Origin of the sequence: Segatella copri (assembly GCF_009494395.1) — a bacterium.
Lineage (GTDB): Bacteria > Bacteroidota > Bacteroidia > Bacteroidales > Bacteroidaceae > Prevotella.
In genome coordinates, this window is record NZ_VZCB01000103.1 from 1 (window position 1) to 21,368 (window position 21,368).

Genomic DNA, 21,368 nt, shown 5'->3' on the forward strand with positions numbered 1-21,368 from the left:
GTCAAGAACTCACGTTCCTTGTGGTCTGGGTCAACGTGGTACATGGCAAATGGATTTCTCGGTATCTTGCCGTTGTAGTGGGCTGCCGTTACGATATGTTTCAGTGGTATGGAGTAAATCCAAATGGAGGACTGCGCTAGTCCGACAACATTCTTCAAATACAGGCAATAGTCACGGATGAACTCCTCGGTAAGCTCATTCATGGACATATCGCTGCGCTTGTACTGATACTTAATAAACTCGGCAACGTACTTTCTTACCGTCAGATACTTGCGGTAGGTGTTCTTGGCTCTGTCCTTGCCTACACGCTTGGCAAAAGCAGCGTTCTCCTTGTCAAAGGCTCTGAGCAAGGTCTCATACTCCGTGCCTATGCCTTGGTAGGCATTTCTCACCATTTCAGCGGTAACGAACGCCTCACGGTCGGAAAGTCGCTGGTAATGCTTGGCGATTTGAGCCTTGATGTTGTCAAGCGCAAAGTTCACCTCCTTGGCTTCCTTGCTCTTGCCAATGGCTCTGTTGCCCTTGGCATCCCAGATTGCCTTGGTCACGCTCTGCTTGCAACTGAACTGTGCGATAGTTCCGTTGATTGTCACTCGCCCCATGATTGGGACAATTCCATTTCTCTCCTTGCTTCCATTTACATAGAAGACTGTCTTGAAAGTGCATCTCATAATTCTTACTTTTTTGTTCGGTGCAAAATTAAACTATGAGAGTTGCATGGCAAAACCAAAACTTACGCAGAATGGAGAAATATGAACCGCCACCGTTAAAAATGCTTATTAGGGCGTTTCTGCGAGGTAATGATTTGAAAGCGTTTCTACTTCTCTAATCTGCTTTTTCCTCATTTCCTTGTCACTGACAACTAAAGCCAAAGACTGCCACAACCACTTGAAACTCAAAACAAATGCTCTATTTTGCTATTTTTTGCCTTTTTAGGCGTTCTTTTTATGCAAAAACTAAAAATAATCGGGATTTTTTGAACAACATTGGAATATTTTTGCTATATTTGCGGTGCGTTTCGAGATAGCAGCTATCGCGGGCGCCTATCGCATTGGGATGATTGCCCCCGGACGGGAGCGAGGACTCAGGCGGTAGAGAGAATACAATAATTTGGATAAACCGTAAAAACGTATAGAATTTAAGATCATGAATCAGACAGTATTGTTCACTATCATCGTGCTGGTGATTGTCTTCGCAGTCACAGTATCTTCCTACTACCATAAACGACATATGGAGTACAAGATGAGCGATATAGAAAAGGCGGTTAGAAAGTCATTTCCTAAGGGTGTGGATTCCATCACCAAGCAGGAACTTGTGACTGGCATCAAGAAGCATTTCCATTGCTCAGCCAAGGAGGCGCACTACATCATCGGTGTGGCTCGTCGCAAGAAGCTGGTGGATATCGCCGCTGATTTCGTGACATTATTATAGAATGAGTTATTAGGTTGACTGGTCTTACTGACCTGTCATATTTTGGGTTATGCACACGGCGTTGTGCAACAGTAAATAATTTAAGTCAGACGTTTTTCCGGCGCAGGGATGCGCTGGGGGATTTATGTTGTTATGTCAAAGCACTTGTTTTTAAGTGCCCCATAAATTCAACCTGCGCAGGGATGCGCAGGAAACATAGGTTTTATTTAACGCCATTTTTTGGTGTTAGGTTTTAGGTTTTTTCTTGCGCAGTGATGCGCAGGAACCCGTTGCATGGTAGATTAGTTTAATTTAGGCAGAAAGAAAGGTGCAAGGATACAAAAGGGTGTACATGACCAAGGTATACTGTAAAAGGTATGCCTCGGGCATGCCGCCCTTCTTCTTTTTAGGATTCTCCCCTGTTAGATTCTTCCTCTTTTAGAGTTTTTTCTCTGTTAGATTCTTCCTCTTTTAGAGTTTTTCTCTGTTAGATTCTTCCTCTTTTAGGATTCTCCCCTGTTAGATTCTTCCTCTTTTAGGGGAGCTGTTTAGAGACCTACGTCTCCGCTATCGGTGCCACCGCCTTCGGTGTTTCCGCCACCGCCTTCAGTATTTCCGCCACCGCCTTCGGTGTTTCCACCACCGCCTTCGGTATTGCTTCCGGTTCCGTCAGAACCGCCACCGCCAGGGTTGTCGTCGCCCGAAGGCTTGTCGGTAGAGGTAACCTGCTTCACCACCTTACCGTTTCGGTCGTAGCAGGTGATGCTGACGGAAGTCTCCTCCAGTTCCTTCTTGATCTCGGTGTTAGGCACGAAGATGATGTAACGGCGGGTGATGAGGTTGGCGCTCACCTTGTTCACATCCTCCACGGCAGTAGAGTTGAGACCGAAACGGAGGCTACCCAGTCCTGGCACAGCCACGCTGTGGCCCTCGGTGGCCCAGGCAGCTATCACGTCGCCGATGGCAGTCCATCCGGCATTAATCACTGCCTTAGGAAGACCGCTTCGGATGGCAGCTTCCTCGATTACCTTACTTGCGTTCAGCTGGCTGTAGAGGTCAGCCTGCATGACGAACGCCCACTTCTGCTTTCCTTTTTCGAACGCCACGTTGCGCTCGATAGCTTTTACTTTAATTCCCATAATCCAAATAGTTTTTTTAAATGGTTAAACAAATCAGTCTACATGCAGCTGGTAACGCCGAGGGTAGTGCCGATGGCGGTGAGTACTGCGATGAGCATCTGCAAGATAGTTTTCCAAACTTCCTTTTTCATTTTCTTTTTTCCTTTCTTTTTTAGTGGTTCAACATTTAGAAAGAGATAGGGCAGGTGTGCACCCCTGTCGTTTTCCCTCTCCGTTTTTTAGTGGTTAATTTCCCATTTGCCGTTCTTGATGAATGGCAGTGCAGCATTTCTTCTAACACAGTGCAAAGATACAAAAAAAATCGCCAAAATGCAATAGTTGTCCCGAATCCCGTGCATCCTTGTCAAGAATCCCGTGCATCCTTGTCAAGAATCCCGTGCATCCCCCTCTCATCCCCCTTTTCGTGGCGACGTGCCGCCAACTGCATCCCGACGTATCGCCCGCTGCATCGGGACGTAACCTCGGCTGCGTCGGGACGCAGTTTTAGGGGCATCGGGCGCACAGTTACTTGCTATGTGGGTTAGCTGGTTGATAGGAGGAAAGGCAAAAATGTGAATGTGAATGTGAATTTGAAATGTTTTTCAATGTTACCTGAAGGAGAAGCGTATAATCGTGTTTAAGTAATAGTAGCCATTATAATAGGTTAATATTATATATATAATAAGGTACGCGCGCGGGGACTGAATTTCATTCACAATATCCTATAAAAGGAATGGATGGAACAACCCGATACATTGACTTACATTTCAAATTCACATTCACATTCACATTTTGTTTTGAAGGTTTTATGAAAAAAAGACAATTTGATAAAAAATAATTTAGAATTTATTTGTTTATTCGGGAAAAAAGTATTACTTTTGTAGTTGCTATGAAAAATAACTTTCATGGTATAATTTAAACCCGAAGCTAATGACTGGACGAACCAAAAACAGCACCGAAAAGACTTCTTACGTTGTCTTCAAGTTTGATTTCTGCAAAAGCCGGAATCTTTCAAGTATCGAGGGTACTCTACCCTTGGAATTTCCCGAAATGCCATCGCCTGAAAAATATCAGGAGTGTCAGACTGGTTTCGAGAAGGTAATGGACAGTTTGCTGGAAAGCAAGAAAATGACTTTGGTGGAATCAAAGAAGAATGCTGATGCCATCATCCACGACAATCGAATATTGGGATTTCGAGAGGGAGTAGCTGTGCTGGACGTATGTGCAGACAAGAAGGAATTCTATTGGAGTAACTTTACTGAGAATGAAATTCACAACCAGCCTTTCTGCAAGGTGATTATTGATAATCGCCCCAACAAAGGTTTCCTTTTTGTGGAAGAATCTACAATCTTCGGGGGCAAAAAAGGACAGGACAAGGTGGTGGCTCTTCTGCGGGATAATATCAATAGAGTGGCGAATCAATATGGCTGGAATATGGTGATTTCTGCCAAGTTGCCACCTGGTGATTTCTTTGATGCCGTGGCAGAAAGAATCAAGGCTGGCTATAAGCCAAAGGCTGTGGTGTTTTCATTTCCTCGCCATCAGACCCTTAGCGATGCGCCATATTCCTTTGTCAAGCAATTACAGATGCAGCATTCCTTCATGGAGTGCATCAATGCACGTAAGTTTCATGCCAGATATGAAACTGATCCTGGTGAGCAGTTGCGCTTGGACAAGGCAAACAGAGACATTGCCATGTTGGTGAACCTGTGCAGTAAAGAAGATTACGGCATCAAGGTATACTATTGGAAAGGTCCGTGTACCTCTTCCCGTTCGCTGAAACGGACCAAGGTGAAAATATCTGATGCAGAGATTTCTGCCCTGGTTATAGGAGAGGCTGTCTGTTGTGATTGCCATGGGAATTCTCAGTTTGCCTTGATCAATTCTCTTGATATTATTCTTGATGATTTAAAGGGTTACGGCGATGAAGTTATTTAAGATGAAGACCAGGCAGATGGTAGATAAATCTTTCTCGCAGTATCTGGTTTATCAGGCTTTCCAAGCCATCTCCCATGATATTTTCAATGACAAGACTTGGTTTCCTACGTCCAGATGTTCATGCGAGGATGTTTTTTATGAGGTATTCTGCATCGTAGACAAAATGATGTTTTCGCATACCGATACCGAGAGCCGCCTTGCCTTTGTGGAAGGAATAGGGCAATATGAGAAAAACTATGTTGACGAGGATGAGTATGCTACAGCTCAGGACGAGCGGCAGAGAATCGTATTTGTCATCCTGTATATGGCAGCTGTGATACTTCAGATGATGCCTTTGGAGTCGAAATTGTCTCAATTTTCGGTAATGATTATGGGGCAATGGAGAGGTTACGTAGCTTATGAGTTTTCTAACCGATGCCTGGAATCGCTGGAGAAGAACCGGGATGTGGTTGAACAGCTGGCAGCCAAAATCGGTTATTATGGCGAGGATGGTTTCTTCGTCTCATCTCAGATCAATGAACTGATGCGCCAGAACAATGATGAAGAATATCTGCACGGATTCGAGCCTGAACAGAAGAGGACATTGGAATTGGAAGTGACAGACGATGAGCATCAGGAAAACGGCGGGCAGGAAAAAACGGAAGAAGATAATGAGAAGAAATGGGGCGACTTGAGCCAGGAAGAAAGAGTAAAGCGAGCCTTGCAGAAGATGATAGACGAGAAGGTTATTCCTTTGAAGAAAGACTATGCCCTGATTATGGTGGCGCTCTCCAGTATCAAAGATTTTGAAGGCAAATTTGATAATGGCAAATCTTTCTGCAAGTATCTTACGGAGCAGCTGAAATTGCCTTCCGACCTGACCAATGGCGGTGCCATCTCCAAGCGTTTCTCCAAGATGCGTGGCGAATTTCCCAACTGGAGTTTTGATGATGTAAGTGATCCTAACGCCCGGCAGAAACTCAACAATATCGCAAAGCGTTTTGTTGCCATCTATCGTAAGGGGCAGTAGGAAGCGGGGAAATGATTGCTTCTTGTGAGTGTTGGCAAGTTTAGATGGAATGTTAAAAACGTAAAATAGAGCAAGATTTAGGCATATTCTACGTTTAACATTAGAATAGGTTTAATAAACAAATTAGGATATGAAGTATTTAGTAAAAAAATCAGTCTTGCTACTGTTGGTAGTCTTGGCTTTTTGTGCGTGTGACAACAGCAATGACAATGGTGAAGTTATTCAGCCAAATCCACAGTCATGGAAAACTGTCGTCAATTATACTGGCGAAGTAGAGTTTGTGGTGGATGCGCCACAAATTCGTGAGGATATAGAGCTGGATTTGAAGGCAAACCCTCCTTTTGGAGGAAGCAAAAAATATCAGTTTATCATAAAAAGATACTCGAGGCTTCTTCCTGCTTCATATATGCTATATGCGGTGAATCCTGAGGACGATAAGTCTACTGACGGGTATATACTGAGCAACGCTGGTGAAGTGGAGTATAAGGACAATTATAGATTGTTCCCTACCGCATCTGGACAAGGTTGGTATAAGGAGAATATTGTGCCTGTCGACACAAAGGATGGCAAGCCTGTTGCAACATACGATGTGTTTATGCATCAAAATATTCCTTCTTCTATGGTTGATAGCAAGATGTATTTCTGTGAAGACCTTACGGAGAAATATCGCCAGAAATTCCCTAATGAAGACATTCATGCCGTGGTTCGCCGTTTGGTTCTTTCTTATGTCAGTGAGGGTGATAATATAAATGAATAGAAACATATCTGAACAGAAGATTTTTTAGAAATAATACAGTATCAGCACTTTTTGCTTCGTTTGCAAGCAAAGAGTGCTTTTTTTTATGCCTTCAGATAAGCTGGAGGCTTAGCGGAAGGCTTAGTTGCCGGCGATGAGGCTTAGTAGGAGGCGAACCGGCAGGACGCCTATTGCCGGGGAGGCTTTTTTTCCTTACTTTTGTATTCAGAAATAATCAATGATTGTGATTATGGAAAAAGGAAAGAAAATACCTCCACAGGAAGCGTCTCAGACTAATCCAGTGGCAAAGCCTGAGGATACCAAGGGCGGAATCAATAACATGGTATCATCTGGGTTGAAAGGAACAAAGCTGGCTGAACAGGCTGAAGAGAATGAAGAGATGCCCATGCATCACCTGATTGCCGATAAGGATTATCCGTCGGGCATCAGAGAATGGATGATCACTTCGCCTTCTGACCTCAAGTATCCTACGCTGGTGGTGGCTGCTGCCATGCTCAGCGTTTATCTTACACGTGTCAGAATACAGTATGTGTATGATAATCAGGGAGAAAAATCGGCCATCGTGCTGCAGGTCATCGTAGAGGGCGAGCAGTCGAGCGGAAAGTCGTTTGCCAGATACATCATGCGTACCCTGATGAAACCTTTCATTGAGCGCGACAGCGAAATGAGAGCCAAGGAGCAGGAGTATGCTGCCCTGAAGCGACGCCAGGGCAAGAAGGATGGCAAGCTGCCACCCGAACCGAAGACCGACATCACCATCCTGCCCGAAACCGTATCGCTCACCATGTTTATCAAGCGATGCGATGCTGCCGTCAAGCTTTATGGTGCTCCGAAGACGCTCTTCGAATTTGCCGATGAGATTTCTGCCATCGTCCATTCTGCCAAGCGCCAGTTTGCCGACCTCTCGCAGGTTATCAAGACGGCATACGATCTGGGCAGCGTCTATGGTCAGGATTTCATGAGCGAAACCAGCTATAGTGCCATGGTAGATGCCTTGCTGTCGTTCGTATTCTGCGGCACTCAGAGTGCGGTGAGCAGATATATGAACAAGGCTGCCATTGAGGGCGGTTCGGTTACTCGTACTATTTTATGCCCGCTCATCAGTCATCTGGGCGACAATCCACCTCAGTTTCAGGCGTTGACCGATACGCAGCGTAATGAGCTGGAGAATACGTTGGATAAGCTCTTCGGTTTGTGCTATGAGGAAGATGGAAAATTCCATCAGGAGATAGAGGAAGATATGAGCTGGCTCTACAAGACGGTGGTAAAATGGTGTAACGACTGCCGCCAGCAGGTGGTGAAAACCATGTCCAAGTCGATGGATGTCTTCTACAAGCGCAGTTCGGTTTCAGCCTTCCGCATCGCTGCCCTCATGCAAGTGCTATACAAGGTTGAGGGGAAGAAGAGCGAGAAGGAAATCCGGAAACTGGTAAGGCAGACCTATCTGGCTTGTGCCGACTACATCTTACGTAATATGTTGCAGCGATGGGGCAAGGCTTTCGAGCAGATTTCTGCCGAGGGCGAAGGAGAGCCTTATCATACTGTAGACTATTTCAGCGAGTTGCCGCAGGAATTTTCTTATCAGTTCCTGGAGGAATTTCTGACGCAGAAGGGGCTCAAGACCCCTGCCCGCAACATGGTATGCAACTGGCGCAGATGGGGATGGCTCGAAAAGCCTAAAAAGGGTGAGAACAAAAAAGTGCTTAGAAAAACGCAGCAGAAAACTACCCATGCAGCTGATGTTGATATTCCTGATAAATAGATTTTCACGTATTAAAAAATCAATTATTATATGGCAGAATATATAGATTCAATCACGCTCTCTAAACTTAGAGGCATCAATATACTGGAGGTGGCTGATGCTTTGGGAATAGGCTTGCGTCATCGCAATGCGCTCTGTATCAGTCATAACGATTCTAATCCGAGCTTGCATTTCTGGCCATCAACCAATACTTGCCATTGCTTTGCATGCGGGTGGGGTGGTGATAATATCGACCTGGTGATGAAGCGGGAGAATCTCTCTTTTACCGAAGCCTGCCAATGGTTGGGAAGAAACTTCGGTATTGTTGTGGGGAATGACCGACAGCCGGCAAGGGGTACGGTCGGACAGCCAGCAAGGGGTACGGTCGGGCAGCAGAAAACGGAATGCGATACGGACAGAATCAACCTTAGAGGACCATTCCAGCATCAGCCGGATGTAGATTATCTCATGAGAATGCTTGAGGGAAAGAAACTCACCGAGACTGCAAGGGATTTCCTTTTCGAACAGCGAAAGCTGCGCCCCGAATACATCTATTGGTGCAGAGTGGTAAGTACAGATTTTTCTATCGCTGGCTATCGCTTTGGTGGTAAGTTTTTTGATGGGCCTTCCCTGCTCATACCTTACTATGGGGTGGATGGAAGATTGCTAACGGTACAGAGCAGATTTCTGGGGGATAAATCTAAGGAGAAGCCCCGGTTTAAATTTGCACCTGGTAGCAAACCTATGGTATACGGGATGCAGATTTTGCCCCAAGTAGCTGATAATGAACCTTTGGTTATTACTGAGGGATGTACCGACTGTTGGAGTGCTATGTCTATGGGTTATAAGGCGATAGCAATACCTAGTGCTACACTTTGTAATGAAGAATGTCGCAGTCTCTTGTCGGGAAGGAATCTTCACATGTGGCCAGATCAGGATAAGCCTGGCATTAGTCTCTATATGAAATTGAAGGAGATGTTTCCGCAGTTGGTGTATCATCAGTTGCCCGAAGGATGCAAGGATTTATCTGATTATTATCAGTCCTCTTACGTTCAGAAAATGTGAATGTGAATGTGAATTTCAAATGTTTTCTCAATAGCTTTTTGGATAGATTTTGTTTGTTATTTTTATCGGTTATTGTTTGTTATGATGAAATTAGTATTAAATCGTTTTCGTACAGTTCGTGGCGCCGTAGTGGGGCGCCTCAGTCAGGAAATAACAGATCGCAAGGGTGGCGTTGTTGACCACGAGCCTATTTGCGATACAGTAGAGCGCGAGGGGGGCTGCCTGGAGCCTGGTGAATATCGCGTAGTGGTGGCTAAATGCCGCAGTTTCGCCCGCAAGATGATGTTCTTGGAGGCGGTGAAGAAGGAGGCTTCCTCTTCTTCTGATGCTTCATCAGGGGTGGGCTGTTCGCCTCTTCCTCTCCCCGAAATCTGCGAGCGCTGCCGCCTGGAGCGCAAGCATCATAGGTTCGGGTGCCTGGATGAGCTTCATGCCCTTTCGTGTCCGATGCTTCAGCCGGGCAACGGTCCGTTCCCTCTCCGCAAGGGCGGCATCCTCATCGGCGAGGCTCATGCTCCCGGCTTCGTCCTCAGAAGCCAGGAACTCTTCCTCCAGCTCTTCGACCGTGTGAAGAAGGTCATTGCTCGTAAGGGCGAAGTGGTAGTGGAAGTGAAGGAGGAAATGGGGTAAGGGATACCTTGAGACTCACCTTGAGTAACATCTCACCATCATTTGCCACCTTGGCGATGTGCCAGTCTCTAGGGAAGAAGATGAAGAACTCGCCGGGGGGTACTGTCGAAGAAACGGGCCTTCCGGCGGTCGTAGTCGTAGTGGATTACGTCGGGGCGATATGTAATACCTCTCTTACAGCTACTTTTCTGCGTAGCACATTTGTATGAATTCTGACAGTTGGTATGCTCTATATCTTGGATTGCCTTGAATATAAGTTGACAGAGTTCTTTATCAAAGAGATAAAGGTTGATGGCTTGCTTAAATGTACTGCCCGACTTGTATAGATGATGTAGTTGGTCTTCTTCCATATACCCATATAAAAAGCGAAGTCCCACCGTGGTACGCATCGTTGAGAGGCGTGGTGGGATTTGTTGCTGCAAAGATATGCTTTTTTGTCGGAATCTCCAAACTTTTTCTTGAAAATCTGCTTATAAAAAGAGGAATTTAACGCAAAAAGTTCTAATTTCCATAAAAATCTCATTGTGAATCATTGGATATTTAGAAAATTGTCGTATCTTTGCCCTCGAATTGAGGCGTTCTTTGCATATTGCAAAATACAGAAACGAGCAGAAGTCCGCTCGTTTTCATATTGTTATCTATATTATGTAGGCAAACGTCCAACTTCTTGATATTCAATCAAAGTCCCAATTAGAGCGAGTTACCCTTTTTAATCCTTATAATCTACCTTGATCACGATAACGCGGATGGGCTGGTTAAATTGTAGCGTTAGTTAAATTTGAGGGCAAAAGTACAAAGAATATTCGAGAAAACAAACGGAAAATGGAGATTTCTTCGTATCTTTGCACACATATTTTGTAAGATTATGAAGAAACTGTATATTCTTTTGTGTGGGGCAACGGTGGCCCTGCTGATGGCGGCATGCCAGGGAGGAAAGACGGCTGCTGCTGATGCGGAGGCTGGAGATACCCTGGAGATGAAGTACGCCAAGTTGCTCACCATCGTGAAGCATGGCGATGGGGAAGAGACTTCCGATGCTGCAGAAGGCATTGATTATCAGTATGCTGAGGCTATCGTTGCCAACCCGTGGAAGGCGGGAACGCTGCTGCATCGCTACATCCTGATTCCGAAAGGAGAGGAGGGCGATAAGACGGTGGCGATGCTTGCTAAAAGGCGCAGCATGGGAGCGAGATGCACTACTGATACCGTGAGGACACCGGTGGAGAGGAGTGCCGTTTTCATCGCTCCCCATTGCCAGCTGATGTACGAACTGGGATGCCAGCAGGCTATCCGTGGCGTCTGCGACCTCAATTACATCAATATTTCGGATGTCAGGAAGAGGGCTGCTTCTGCAGGGAAGGCTTCTTCCGGAAATGCTTCTGCAGGAAATTCCATCGTGGATTGCGGTTCGAGCATGGCGCCCGATATCGAGCGCATTATCGCCCTGAAACCCGAAGCTATCCTCGTTTCGCCCTTCGAGAACAGCGGAGGATATGGCAAGCTCGACAAGCTGCATATCCCCATCATCGAAGCTGCTGACTATATGGAGTCTTCGCCACTGGGAAGGGCGGAATGGATGAGATTCTATGGCATGCTCTTTGGAAAAGACAAGAATATTTCAACTACTGCTGCTGTAGAAGCCTCAATAACTGCTGCCGGAAAAGCATCAGAGGCTACTGCCGGAAAAGCATCAGGGGCTGCTGCCGGAAAAGCATCAGAGGCTACTCTTTCTGCATCTTGCGAATTAAGGGCTGATTCTCTTTTTGCTCAGATAGAGAAGGAATATCTGAAGTTGAAGGCTGAGGCTGGAAAGCTGCCTAAGGGACTTTCGATATTGACCGAAAGAAAAACGGGCAATGTATGGTATGTGCCTGGTGGACAGAGCACTATCGGCATTCTCCTGAAGGATGCCAACGCCCGTTATATCTTCTCGGATGATCAGCACAGCGGAAGTCTGCCGATGAGTCCGGAGCAGATTCTGGCGAAGGGAAGCCAGGTGGATGTATGGGCATTCAAATACTTCGGAGGTGCTCCTTTGTCGCAGGTTCAGCTGCTGCAGGAGTATGACGGTTACAAGGCTCTTGCCGCCTTCAACCGGGGCAATATCTATCAGGTAGATACCTCCACGGTACCTTATTTCGAGCTTACGAGCTTCCATCCCGAGCTGCTGCTCAGAGAGTTTATCATCCTGGCTCATGGCGAGCGGTTCGGCAAATTGAGATTTTATAAGAAATAGGGCTTTAATCAGAGATTTTACAAGAAATAGTTTTAGTGAATGAAAACCATCGTTTTAGGGGCTATCGCCATTATCATACTGTTTTTTGCCAACCTGGCATGGGGTAGCGTAAGCATTCCGTGGCAGGACGTGGTGGCTATACTCGCTGGAAATCAGGGAGATGAAGCTGACAGCTTCCGCTATATCGTAATGGAATCGCGCTTGCCTGCGGCTATTACCGCCCTCCTTTCGGGCGCAGCCCTCGCCACGAGCGGCTTGCTGCTGCAAACTGCCTTCCGCAACCCCCTGGCTGGTCCTGATGTCTTCGGTATCAGCAGCGGAGCCGGACTGGCTGTTGCCATCGTGATGCTTGCCTTTGGCGGCAACATCGCCCTGGGCGATTTCGTGGGCGATGCCGGCAACTATGCCATCGGTGGTTTTCTCGCCATTCTCATCGCAGCCTTCGTGGGAGCGATGCTCGTAATGGCTGTCATCACCTTCTTTTCTGCCATCGTGCGCAGTCATACGGTGTTGCTCATCATCGGACTGATGGTGGGCTATCTTGCCAGCAGCGCCATCTCACTGCTCAATTTCTTCAGCACGGCAGAGGGCGTGAAATCGTATATGGTCTGGGGTATGGGAAGCTTTGGCAATGTTTCGGCAGCGCAGGTATTATGGTTCATTCCGCTTGCCCTCATCGCCCTCATTGCCTCTCTGCTCCTTGTCAAACCATTGAATGCCATGCTGTTAGGTGATCAGTATGCCGGCAATCTGGGTTTCAACATCAGACGTCTGCGCATCATTCTGCTCCTCATCACGGGCTTTCTCACGGCAGTGGTTACCGCCTTCTGCGGTCCCATTGCCTTCATCGGCCTGGCCACTCCCCACATCGCCCGTCTCCTCATCGGTACGGAGAATCATCGCCGGCTGTTGCCCGTCACGATGCTGTTGGGTTCAGTCCTTGCCCTTCTCTGCAATCTCTTCTGCACCCTCCCTTCGGGCGGTGGCATCATCCCCCTGAATGCCGTCACCCCATTGTTCGGTGCCCCCGTCATCATCTATATTTTGGTGAAAAAGAAATGATAGAACATCTTAAAACTAAAGTTAAATGGCTTAGATGGTTTTATATAAGCCATAATCCCTTTGCTTTAAGATGCTCTATCATATCCTCTTCGTCAATGAGACCATTTTGCTCTATGTCGGCTTCTATGTCCTCTATACGGGCTATGGCTTCTTCTTCGTTGATAGGTCCCCATCCTGCAGGTATTCTATCCCATTCAAAATCATCATCGAAGTTATCTCCGTCTATTTTTTTTGCCATGATGTTATCAGAACCTTACTTATTCACCACATTAATCGGATTGCCTTCGAGGAATGCCTTGACGTTGGCGGCTACCTGCTTGTTCAGGCGCTTGCGAGCCTCGTAGGTGGCCCAGGCAATGTGAGGGGTGAGGTAGGCATTAGGCTCGTTCCAGAGAGGATTGTCCTTTGATGGTGGCTCCTCGGTCATCACGTCTGCACAGTAGGCAGCAAGACTGCCTTCGTGAAGAGCGGTGGCTACGGCTTCCTCATCTACCAGCGGACCACGACCCGTGTTCACCAGGATGGCGGTATCCTTCATCTTCTCCAGACTCTCGGCATTGATGAAATGATAGGTGTCATCATTCAGCGGACAATGAAGAGAAAGGATGTCGCTCGTGGCAAGCAATCCCTCCTTGCTCATCTTCTGAATCCACTCAGGCAATGAGCTGGCACTCTTGCTGGTGAAGGCACAGATGTTCATGCCAAACTGTCGGGCGATGCAGGCTACCTTCATGCCGATATTGCCCAAGCCCATGATGCCCAGGGTCTTGCCGGCAAGCTCCATCAATGGGGTGTCCCAATAGCAGAAATCCTTGTTGTATGCCCAGCGCTCGTTGCGGTTCTCCTGAGCATAATGCTCTACGCGGTTGGTTACGGCAAGGATGAGGGCGAAGGTCATCTGAGCCACACTGTCCGTGCTGTAGGCAGGAATGTTGGTCACGATGATGCCTAGCTCCTTGGCAGCCTTGATGTCTACCACGTTGAAGCCCGTAGCCTGAATGCCGATGTATTTCAGATTGGGGAGCTGTGCCAGCGTTTCTGCATCCATCTGCACCTTGTTCAGGAGGACGATGTCGGCATCCTTGGCGCGTTCCACTTTCTCGGCGTCTGAAGTGCGTGGATAAACCACTACCTCGCCCAGCTGCTCCAGAAGATGATAATCCAAATCTCCCGGGTTTGCGGCATAGCCGTCTAATATGACAATCTTCATAATTTTTATCTCGTTAATGATTTATTTACTCTACGTAATCTACCTTTATCACGATTACACGAATAGACTGGTCGTTGGAATCGTTGTTGATCTTGGCAATGTGCCAATCGTTGGGGAAGAAGATAAAGAACTCGTTGGGATTGCTGTCGTAGAAACGAGCCTTCGACTTGTCGTAATCATAATGGATCACGTCCGGACGATACTTGCAGTTGGGCTTGCTGGTAAGGTGGTCAATGATGCCGAACCGTTCCACGCCCTTCACGACATACTGGAAGTCGATGTGCTTGTAGTGGCTCTCGCTCTGTCGCTTCTCCAGCGGTCCGTTCTCGCTGTCTTCTACGCTGACGGTGAGGTCGGATCCCGGAATCTGATGCTTGCCCTTTGGAATCGTCAGGAGATCGGTCTTGGCGATGTATTCGAAGAGCGCCTTCCACTGCTTGGGATTCTTCTGATACTGCTGGTAGAAGTCTACCAGGTTGACACTGGCGTGAGGGTTTGCCTTGGTGAATCCGTTTCGCCAGGCTCCCTTCTTGGCCCATTTCTCTGCCTTCTTCACCAGTTTGGGATTGTCGGCATAGGATGTAGTGTAAAGGCCTTCCTGAGCGCAGCAGTCCTTGCTGGAAGCCTGCTCAGAATGGCAAAAACCTTTCTGGCAGCACTGTGCCTGTGCTGCCAAAAAGGTACTGGATAATAGGGCAATGCCCATGATTATTTTCTTCATTTTTTCTGATTTGTCTGAAAAACTATTGGTTCTTCTTGCTCTGAAGAACCATAGCTCTGAAAAACTATTCGTTCATCAGGAAGTTCTTGAAGGCATCGAAGTCCTTGGTCATCTGGATGCTCTTCTTCTCGCCCTTCATGAATTCTGCAAGACGGGCTGGAATCTCGATGTCGCTCTCCAGGATGCTGTCTACCTTCTCCTTGAACTTGGCTGGATGAGCGGTCTCCAGGAAGACGCCAACCTCGCCTGGCTTCAACTGTTCCTTCAGAGCGCGATAACCGCAAGCTCCGTGAGGGTCAAGTACATACTTGGTTTCATTGTAGCACTGCTTCATGGTCTCGGCAATCTGCTCGTCCTTGTATGTAGCACCACCGATGTAGGCTGCGATGGCATCGTGATTGCCCTTGTAGAGGTCGTAGATGCGGGCAAAGTTTGATGGGTCGCCTACGTCCATGGCATTGGCGATGGTCTGCTTGCTAGGCTGTGGATTGTACTTGCCAGTCTGCAGATACTCGTAGAAGATGTCGTTGGCGTTGTTGGCAGCGATGAAGCGGTGGATAGGCAATCCCATCTCATGACCGAAGAGTCCGGCTGTGATGTTGCCGAAGTTGCCGCTAGGCACGCAGATGACCAGCTTGTCGGCGAGGCCCTTCTCCTTCATGCGGGCATAGGCGTTGAAATAATAGAAAGCCTGAGGCAGGAAGCGGGCCACGTTGATAGAGTTGGCTGAGGTAAGCTTCATGTGCTTGTTGAGCTCCTCGTCCATGAACGCAGACTTTACCAGCGCCTGGCAGTCATCGAACACGCCATCCACCTCGAGGGCTGTGATGTTCTGACCGAGGGTAGTGAACTGGCTCTCCTGAATCTTGCTGACCTTGCCCTTAGGATAGAGCACGTAGACGTGGATGCCGTCAACGCCGAGGAAACCGTTGGCAACAGCCGAACCGGTATCGCCCGATGTAGCTACGAGTACATTCACCTCTTCCTTGCCCTCCTGACGCACGAAGTACTGCAGGAGACGTGCCATGAAGCGCGCACCCACATCCTTGAAGGCGAGGGTAGGACCATGGAACAGCTCGAGAGAATAGATGTTAGGCTCTACCTCAACTACAGGGCAGTCGAATGCCAGGGTATCGTATACAATCTTCTTCAATGACTCGGCATCAACGTCCTCACCGAAGAAGGCATCAGCTACCTTGTAGGCAATCTCCTGGAAACTCAGTTTCTCGATGTTGTCGAAGAAGTCCTGTGGCAGCTTCTTGATGATTTCCGGCATATAGAGACCACGGTCTTCTGCCAAACCTTTAACTACCGCCTTGTGAAGATCGGCGATGGGTGCTTTCTTATTTGTTGAATAATATTTCATTTTTTACTTTGAACTTTGAGATTTGAACATTGAACTTTATGATTAGCTTTGGGGGCTATCATGAAGCCGTTGATTTTAATTGATCGCCATGAAGGCGTTCATGAACTCCTGCAGCTGCAGCATGCCGTAACCGCCACTCACGCAGCTTACCTCATCATACTTCTCTACGCTATCCGGCTCAATGCCAGGATAATAGATGATGAAAGGTACAGGCTCCTTGACGTGGGTACGGATTTCTACCGGAGTAGGATGGTCAGGGAGAACAGCGATGCATACCGGCTCGTCCCAGGTGCTTACCTCATCGAAGATAGGCTTGATGAGTCGCTGGTCGAGGTTCTCGATGGTCTTCAGCTTCAGCTCCAGATCGCCATCATGACCCGCCTCGTCGCTTGCCTCTACGTGAACATATACAAAGTCGTCGCCATCCTTCAGTGCCTGGATGGCAGCAGCAGCCTTGCCTTCATAGTTGGTATTGGCAAGACCCGTAGCGCCCTCAACGATGATGTTTCGCAGACCGGCGTAGTGACCGATGCCACGAATCAGGTCGACGGCAGAAATAACAGAACCCTTCTTGATCTGTGGATACATCTGGGAGAGGGTGAGCATGTGAGGACGGTAACCTCCGCCCCATGGCCAGATAAGATTAGCCATTCGTTCGCCACGCTCCTTGCGAGCCACATTGAAAGGATGGTTCTCCAGGAGTTCCTGACTCTCAAGAATCAGCTGGTTCAGCAGGTCGGCTGTATCACGACGGCTGATGTGACCCTCATCGCCTCCAATCTCCGGCAGGATGGGTTTTACCATCAGCTTGTGCCATTCCTCGTTGGGATGATCATGAGGTGGGGCGCAGTCGATATGCTTGTTTCCGTGCTTCACCACCAGGAGGTGGCGATACTGGATGCCGGTGACGAACTTGACATCAGGATATTTCTTGCCGAGGGTATCGTTGAGATACTTGATGAGCACATCCGCATCTTCCGTTTCCAGGTTACCACCGTTGTGGGTGATAATCTTGCCGTCCTGCACATTGATGATGTTGCAGCGCAGTGCAAGGTCGGTAGGCTCCAGTTCATAGCCGATGCTGGCAGCTTCGAGCGGTCCGCGTCCCTCGTAAACCTCGTTCTGGTCATAGCCCATGATAGAGCTGTTTGCTACCTCAGAACCCGGATGGAATCCATCTGGCACGGTAACGAGTCGTCCTGTCTTGCCTTTCTTGGCAAGCATGTCCATATATGGTTTGCTGGCGTATTGCAGGAGTGTCTTTCCACCCAGTCTTTCCACTGGGTGGTCAGCCATTCCGTCGCCAAGAATGATAATATGCTTCATAATCGATTTATAATTTATAATTTATAATGAACAATTATTCATTGTACATTATTCATTATACATTCGCAATACTCATGATGTTGGCGAAGACTCCGGCAGCAGTTACGCTGGCTCCGGCTCCATAGCCCTGAATCATCATCGGATATTCCTTGTAGCGCTCGGTGGTGAGCAATACGATGTTGTTGGAACCCTCCAGATTGTAGAAAGGATGCTCCGGACCAACCGCCTGCAAGCCTACGCTGGTCTTGCCACCGTCCAGGGTAGCCACGAAGCGCCAGCGTTTGTGCTCCAGGTCGAGCGTCTTGCGCTTGGCTTCAAAGTCAGCATCGAGCTTAGGAAGCTTTTTCCAGAAATCGTCGAGCGAGCCCTGGAAGAAGCTGTCTGGCACGAAGAGATTCTTCTCCACATCCTCCTGCTCCACGCGGTAACCAGCCTCGCGTGAAAGGATGACGAGCTTTCTTATTACGTCCATGCCGCTGAGGTCGATGCGTGGATCTGGCTCGCTGTAGCCCTTCTCCTTGGCGAGACGGACGGTCTCGGAGAATGGTACCACGCTTGAAATGGCGTTGAAGATGAAGTTGAGTGTGCCGGAGAGTACAGCCTCAATCTTGAGGATTTTATCTCCCGAGTTGCGAAGGTCGTTGATGGTTCCGATGATAGGAAGACCTGCACCTACGTTGGTCTCGAAACGGAATACCACGCCACGCTGGATGGCTGTCTTCTTCAACTTCTCATAGTTTTCATATTCGCTTGAAGCCGCAATCTTGTTGGCTGCGATGACGCTCACGTTGTGCTCCAGAAGGCTCTGGTAGAGAGCTGCAACTTCCTTGCTGGCTGTACAGTCTACGAACACGCTGTTGAAGATGTTCATTGCCAGGATGGAATCGCGCAAGACCTCCGGAGTGCTAGGAATAGACTTCTTCAGCTCCTCGTAATAATTCTCGAGATCAAGACCGTCGCGATTGAAGATGGCATTCTTGGAAGAGGCGATTCCTACTACGTTCAGCTTCAGCTTGCTGCGCTCCATGAGGTCGGCATACTGATTCTTGATCTGTTCGATGAGTTTGCCGCCCACGGTACCCACACCGCAGATAAAGAGGTTGAGCACCTTGTATTCTGAGAGGAAGAAGCTGTCGTGCAGAACGTTGAGCGACTTTCTCAGATAATCACTCTTCACTACGAAAGAGATGTTGGTTTCAGAAGCACCTTGTGCGCAGGCGATGACGGAAATACCGCTACGTCCGAGCGTGCCAAAGAGCTTACCGGCGATACCGGCAGCATGCTTCATGTTTTCGCCCACGATGGCGATGGTGGCAAGTCCGCACTCAGCGTGCATAGGGAACATGGCGCCATCGGCAATCTCGTTCTTGAACTCATTGTTCAATACGCTGACAGCCTCTTCTACATCCTGCTCACGCACACCGATAGATGTAGAGTTCTCAGAAGAAGCCTGGGAAACCATGAACACAGAGATGCCCTCGCTGGCAAGAGCGGTGAAGATGCGGCGGTTGACACCGATGACACCCACCATGGAAAGACCGGTGACGGTGATGAGGGCGGTACCGTTGATGGAAGAAATACCCTTGATAGGCTTCTGGTCGGCATCAATCTTGTTCTTGATGATGGTGCCAGGAGCATCAGGATTGAAGGTATTCTTCACTCTGATAGGAATATTCTTGACACAAACCGGGTAGATGGTAGGAGGATAGATGACCTTTGCACCAAAGTTGCAAAGCTCCATCGCCTCAATATAACTCAGTTCGTTGATGGTATAAGCAGATTTGATGACACGTGGATCGGCAGTCATGAATCCGTCCACATCGGTCCAGATTTCAAGCACCTCAGCATCGAGGGCTGCTGCAATGATGGCTGCTGTGTAGTCGCTACCACCACGACCCAGGTTGGTGGTGCGCTCCGTGTTCTTGTCGCGGCTAATGAAACCCGGTACGAGAGATATGCGAGGAAGCTCGGCAAAGGCTTCCTTTACCAGCTTGTTGGTCAGTTCGCTGTCGAGGGTATGCTTACCCTTGCCGTTGATGCGTTCGGTCTTGATGAAATTGCGGGAATCGAACCATTTGGCACCACGGATGAGCGTGGCTACAATCTTGGAACTGAGTCTTTCTCCATAACTCACGATGGCATCCTGTGTCTTCTCGCTGAGGTCGTGGATGAGATACACACCGAAGTAGATGCTTCTCAACTGCTCGAAGAGTGCATCAACTGATTTGAAAAGATTCTCTCTGTCTGTTGTTTCGGTAATGATGGTATCAATCATCTTGTGGTGGCGATCAACCATGGCGTCGAATTCGACCTTCCACTGTTCATCACCCTTGAGGGCAAGCTGAGAGGTTTGCAAGAGTTTGTCGGTGATACCGCCAAGTGCGCTCACGACAACCACTACACTCTGTTTCTTAGCCTCATTTTCAACGATACGTTTTAAGCTGAGGATGCTTTTTACGGAACCAACCGATGTTCCGCCGAATTTTAATACTTTCATACGTTCTTGAATTTTTGCGTTGGTAATGTAATGCCATCCCCGAAACGACCGGGGCTGTAGCAAAACTTGTGGGCAAAAGTACAAATATTCTATCAAACTGCCAAGGATTTTAACAAAAAAGTAGCATATTGTAGATGAAAAAGCCCGGATAGTAGTAATTTAATGTTCGTTTTTGTTCTTATACCTTATATATATAGGGATTTGCGGAGAATTAATAAGAAAAAAGTTTGCCAGTTTCGAAGAAAATGTGTACTTTTGCCGATGTAATTCAAAGCATCAGCAATATGGTTACAGAAGTAAATAGTAAGAATCAACTCGTTGAGCGCAATTTCAAACGAAATGAGATGCTGGCTGAGTATTTCTTTGGTCTTTCAAAGATGGTATGCAGCGGTATTGGAATTGGTGCATTGTCTCCACTGTTTACTGGTGAGGCAATGGGAGTAACTAACATTGTTTGCATGGGATGCGCAGTAATAGCTGCTGCATGTTTTGCTTATGCAGGCAATTATTTATTAAAAGTAGAATTAAAAAAGAAGTAATTATGGAAATGTTGACAATACTTTTTGCAATAGCAGCAATCATTGGTATCGGATTGGTTATTTGGATGAAATATACTGAATCTGGTAAAAAATGGGTTGAGGGTGAGTATTAATACTTTTTAAATCAAGTAATGAAATATCTATTATTCTCTGATATCCACGGCTGTTTGCCAGCCTTGGAAAAAGTCCTCGACTTCTTCGAGGCTGAAAAGTGTGACATGATGTGCATCATGGGTGATATCATCAACTACGGTCCCCGCAACCGCATTCCGGAAGGAATCGACCCTAAGGGTATCGTTGAACGGCTCAATGCGCTGGCAGACAAGATTATCGCCGTGCGTGGTAATTGTGATGCGGAAGTAGACCAGATGCTCCTCGATTTCCCTATCATGGAGACTTATGCCCTGCTGGTAGATAACGGAAAGCGTTATCTCCTGACCCATGGTCATGTTTATAATAAGGAAAACATGCCAAAGGGTCCTTACGAGGCTATGATCTATGGTCACTCTCATCTCTGGGAACTCTCTCATAACGAGAAGGGACAAGCCATCGTCAATACGGGTAGCATCACCTTCCCGAAGGGTGGCAATCCTCCAACATTCGCAACATTGGAAGATGGCAAGTTCACCATGTATCATCTGGATACGCTCGAAGTGCTGGCTACAATGGAAGCATGAAAAAGTGAAAGTGAAAAGTGAATTGTGAATGTAATGTGAAATCCGTCACTTGTCACTCGTCATTTT

At 47.7% G+C, this 21,368-nt stretch carries 21 protein-coding genes; 11 read left to right on the top strand and 10 right to left on the bottom strand.

Translation table 11 applies throughout. The features are described 5' to 3' along the window. Positions 1 to 671, bottom strand: a 671-nt coding sequence (locus F7D73_RS15655; protein ID WP_194256802.1) for a phage integrase SAM-like domain and Arm DNA-binding domain-containing protein, incomplete at its 3' end; no start/stop codon positions are given. A gap of 475 nt (positions 672 to 1,146) precedes the next feature. Between F7D73_RS15655 and F7D73_RS15660 the strand changes: the two genes are divergently transcribed. Next, positions 1,147 to 1,431: a hypothetical protein gene (locus tag F7D73_RS15660; RefSeq protein ID WP_153126235.1), complete on the top strand. Its 285-nt coding sequence runs from the start codon at positions 1,147 to 1,149 to the stop codon at positions 1,429 to 1,431. Between the two features lie 527 nt (positions 1,432 to 1,958). Here the strand turns inward: F7D73_RS15660 and F7D73_RS15665 are convergent. Both F7D73_RS15665 and F7D73_RS15670 read right to left on the bottom strand, forming a co-directional pair. After that, on the bottom strand, positions 1,959 to 2,549 hold the full coding sequence (locus F7D73_RS15665) for a DNA-binding protein (RefSeq protein WP_194256942.1): 591 nt from the start codon (positions 2,547 to 2,549) through the stop codon (positions 1,959 to 1,961). 38 nt (positions 2,550 to 2,587) lie between these two features. After that, positions 2,588 to 2,680: a smalltalk protein gene (locus tag F7D73_RS15670; RefSeq protein WP_153117805.1), complete on the bottom strand. Its 93-nt coding sequence runs from the start codon at positions 2,678 to 2,680 to the stop codon at positions 2,588 to 2,590. Between the two features lie 778 nt (positions 2,681 to 3,458). Between F7D73_RS15670 and F7D73_RS15675 the strand changes: the two genes are divergently transcribed. The 6 genes from F7D73_RS15675 (at position 3,459) to F7D73_RS15700 (ending at position 9,668) form a co-directional block, all read left to right on the top strand. Then, on the top strand, positions 3,459 to 4,466 hold the full coding sequence (locus tag F7D73_RS15675; protein WP_153126237.1) for a hypothetical protein: 1,008 nt from the start codon (positions 3,459 to 3,461) through the stop codon (positions 4,464 to 4,466). Further along, positions 4,453 to 5,475 carry a hypothetical protein gene (locus F7D73_RS15680; RefSeq protein WP_153126239.1) on the top strand — a complete coding sequence of 341 codons (1,023 nt, stop codon included), beginning with the start codon at positions 4,453 to 4,455 and terminating at the stop codon, positions 5,473 to 5,475. The genes F7D73_RS15675 and F7D73_RS15680 overlap by 14 nt, the downstream gene beginning before the upstream one ends. Before the next feature lie 130 nt (positions 5,476 to 5,605). Beyond that, positions 5,606 to 6,232, top strand: coding sequence for a hypothetical protein (locus tag F7D73_RS15685; RefSeq protein WP_153126241.1), 627 nt, complete (start codon positions 5,606 to 5,608; stop codon positions 6,230 to 6,232). Between the two features lie 229 nt (positions 6,233 to 6,461). Then, positions 6,462 to 7,994, top strand: coding sequence for a hypothetical protein (locus tag F7D73_RS15690; protein WP_153126243.1), 1,533 nt, complete (start codon positions 6,462 to 6,464; stop codon positions 7,992 to 7,994). A 30-nt stretch (positions 7,995 to 8,024) separates the two neighbouring features. Further along, positions 8,025 to 9,038: a CHC2 zinc finger domain-containing protein gene (locus F7D73_RS15695; RefSeq protein WP_118139948.1), complete on the top strand. Its 1,014-nt coding sequence runs from the start codon at positions 8,025 to 8,027 to the stop codon at positions 9,036 to 9,038. Between the two features lie 81 nt (positions 9,039 to 9,119). Beyond that, positions 9,120 to 9,668 carry a hypothetical protein gene (locus tag F7D73_RS15700; RefSeq protein WP_153126245.1) on the top strand — a complete coding sequence of 183 codons (549 nt, stop codon included), beginning with the start codon at positions 9,120 to 9,122 and terminating at the stop codon, positions 9,666 to 9,668. 68 nt (positions 9,669 to 9,736) lie between these two features. Here F7D73_RS15700 and F7D73_RS16445 read toward each other — a convergent pair whose 3' ends face one another. Continuing rightward, a complete protein-coding gene (locus tag F7D73_RS16445) occupies positions 9,737 to 10,018 on the bottom strand; it encodes an Abi family protein (RefSeq protein WP_262884892.1) in 282 nt (93 codons plus the stop codon). Between the two features lie 515 nt (positions 10,019 to 10,533). On the opposite strand from F7D73_RS16445, the gene F7D73_RS15715 reads away from it, so the two are divergent. Next, entirely contained in the window at positions 10,534 to 11,904 is a 1,371-nt protein-coding gene (locus tag F7D73_RS15715; protein WP_153126247.1) for an ABC transporter substrate-binding protein, read from the top strand. Positions 11,905 to 11,943: 39 nt separating this feature from the next. After that, on the top strand, positions 11,944 to 12,966 hold the full coding sequence (locus F7D73_RS15720) for an iron ABC transporter permease (protein ID WP_153126249.1): 1,023 nt from the start codon (positions 11,944 to 11,946) through the stop codon (positions 12,964 to 12,966). A 40-nt stretch (positions 12,967 to 13,006) separates the two neighbouring features. Here the strand turns inward: F7D73_RS15720 and F7D73_RS15725 are convergent, their stop codons facing one another. The 6 genes from F7D73_RS15725 to thrA all read right to left on the bottom strand — a co-directional run bounded on the left by F7D73_RS15725 (position 13,007) and on the right by thrA (position 20,086). Continuing rightward, complete coding sequence (locus F7D73_RS15725; RefSeq protein ID WP_153126251.1) at positions 13,007 to 13,204, bottom strand: hypothetical protein; 198 nt, start codon at positions 13,202 to 13,204, stop codon at positions 13,007 to 13,009. A gap of 15 nt (positions 13,205 to 13,219) precedes the next feature. Further along, positions 13,220 to 14,176 carry a D-2-hydroxyacid dehydrogenase gene (locus tag F7D73_RS15730; RefSeq protein ID WP_153126253.1) on the bottom strand — a complete coding sequence of 319 codons (957 nt, stop codon included), beginning with the start codon at positions 14,174 to 14,176 and terminating at the stop codon, positions 13,220 to 13,222. Between the two features lie 25 nt (positions 14,177 to 14,201). After that, positions 14,202 to 14,897 carry a YhcH/YjgK/YiaL family protein gene (locus tag F7D73_RS15735; RefSeq protein ID WP_228117773.1) on the bottom strand — a complete coding sequence of 232 codons (696 nt, stop codon included), beginning with the start codon at positions 14,895 to 14,897 and terminating at the stop codon, positions 14,202 to 14,204. A gap of 64 nt (positions 14,898 to 14,961) precedes the next feature. Continuing rightward, on the bottom strand, positions 14,962 to 16,263 hold the full coding sequence (gene thrC / locus F7D73_RS15740; RefSeq protein ID WP_153126254.1) for a threonine synthase: 1,302 nt from the start codon (positions 16,261 to 16,263) through the stop codon (positions 14,962 to 14,964). Between the two features lie 75 nt (positions 16,264 to 16,338). Further along, positions 16,339 to 17,589 (bottom strand): cofactor-independent phosphoglycerate mutase, encoded by a 1,251-nt coding sequence (locus F7D73_RS15745; protein ID WP_153126256.1) that lies wholly within the window; start codon positions 17,587 to 17,589, stop codon positions 16,339 to 16,341. 55 nt (positions 17,590 to 17,644) lie between these two features. Further along, positions 17,645 to 20,086 carry a bifunctional aspartate kinase/homoserine dehydrogenase I gene (gene thrA, locus F7D73_RS15750; RefSeq protein ID WP_153126257.1) on the bottom strand — a complete coding sequence of 814 codons (2,442 nt, stop codon included), beginning with the start codon at positions 20,084 to 20,086 and terminating at the stop codon, positions 17,645 to 17,647. A 284-nt stretch (positions 20,087 to 20,370) separates the two neighbouring features. Between thrA and F7D73_RS15755 the strand changes: the two genes are divergently transcribed. Next, on the top strand, positions 20,371 to 20,625 hold the full coding sequence (locus F7D73_RS15755) for a hypothetical protein (protein ID WP_153126259.1): 255 nt from the start codon (positions 20,371 to 20,373) through the stop codon (positions 20,623 to 20,625). A gap of 131 nt (positions 20,626 to 20,756) precedes the next feature. Continuing rightward, a complete protein-coding gene (yfcE, locus tag F7D73_RS15760; protein ID WP_153126261.1) occupies positions 20,757 to 21,302 on the top strand; it encodes a phosphodiesterase in 546 nt (181 codons plus the stop codon). Positions 21,303 to 21,368 lie beyond the last annotated feature (66 nt).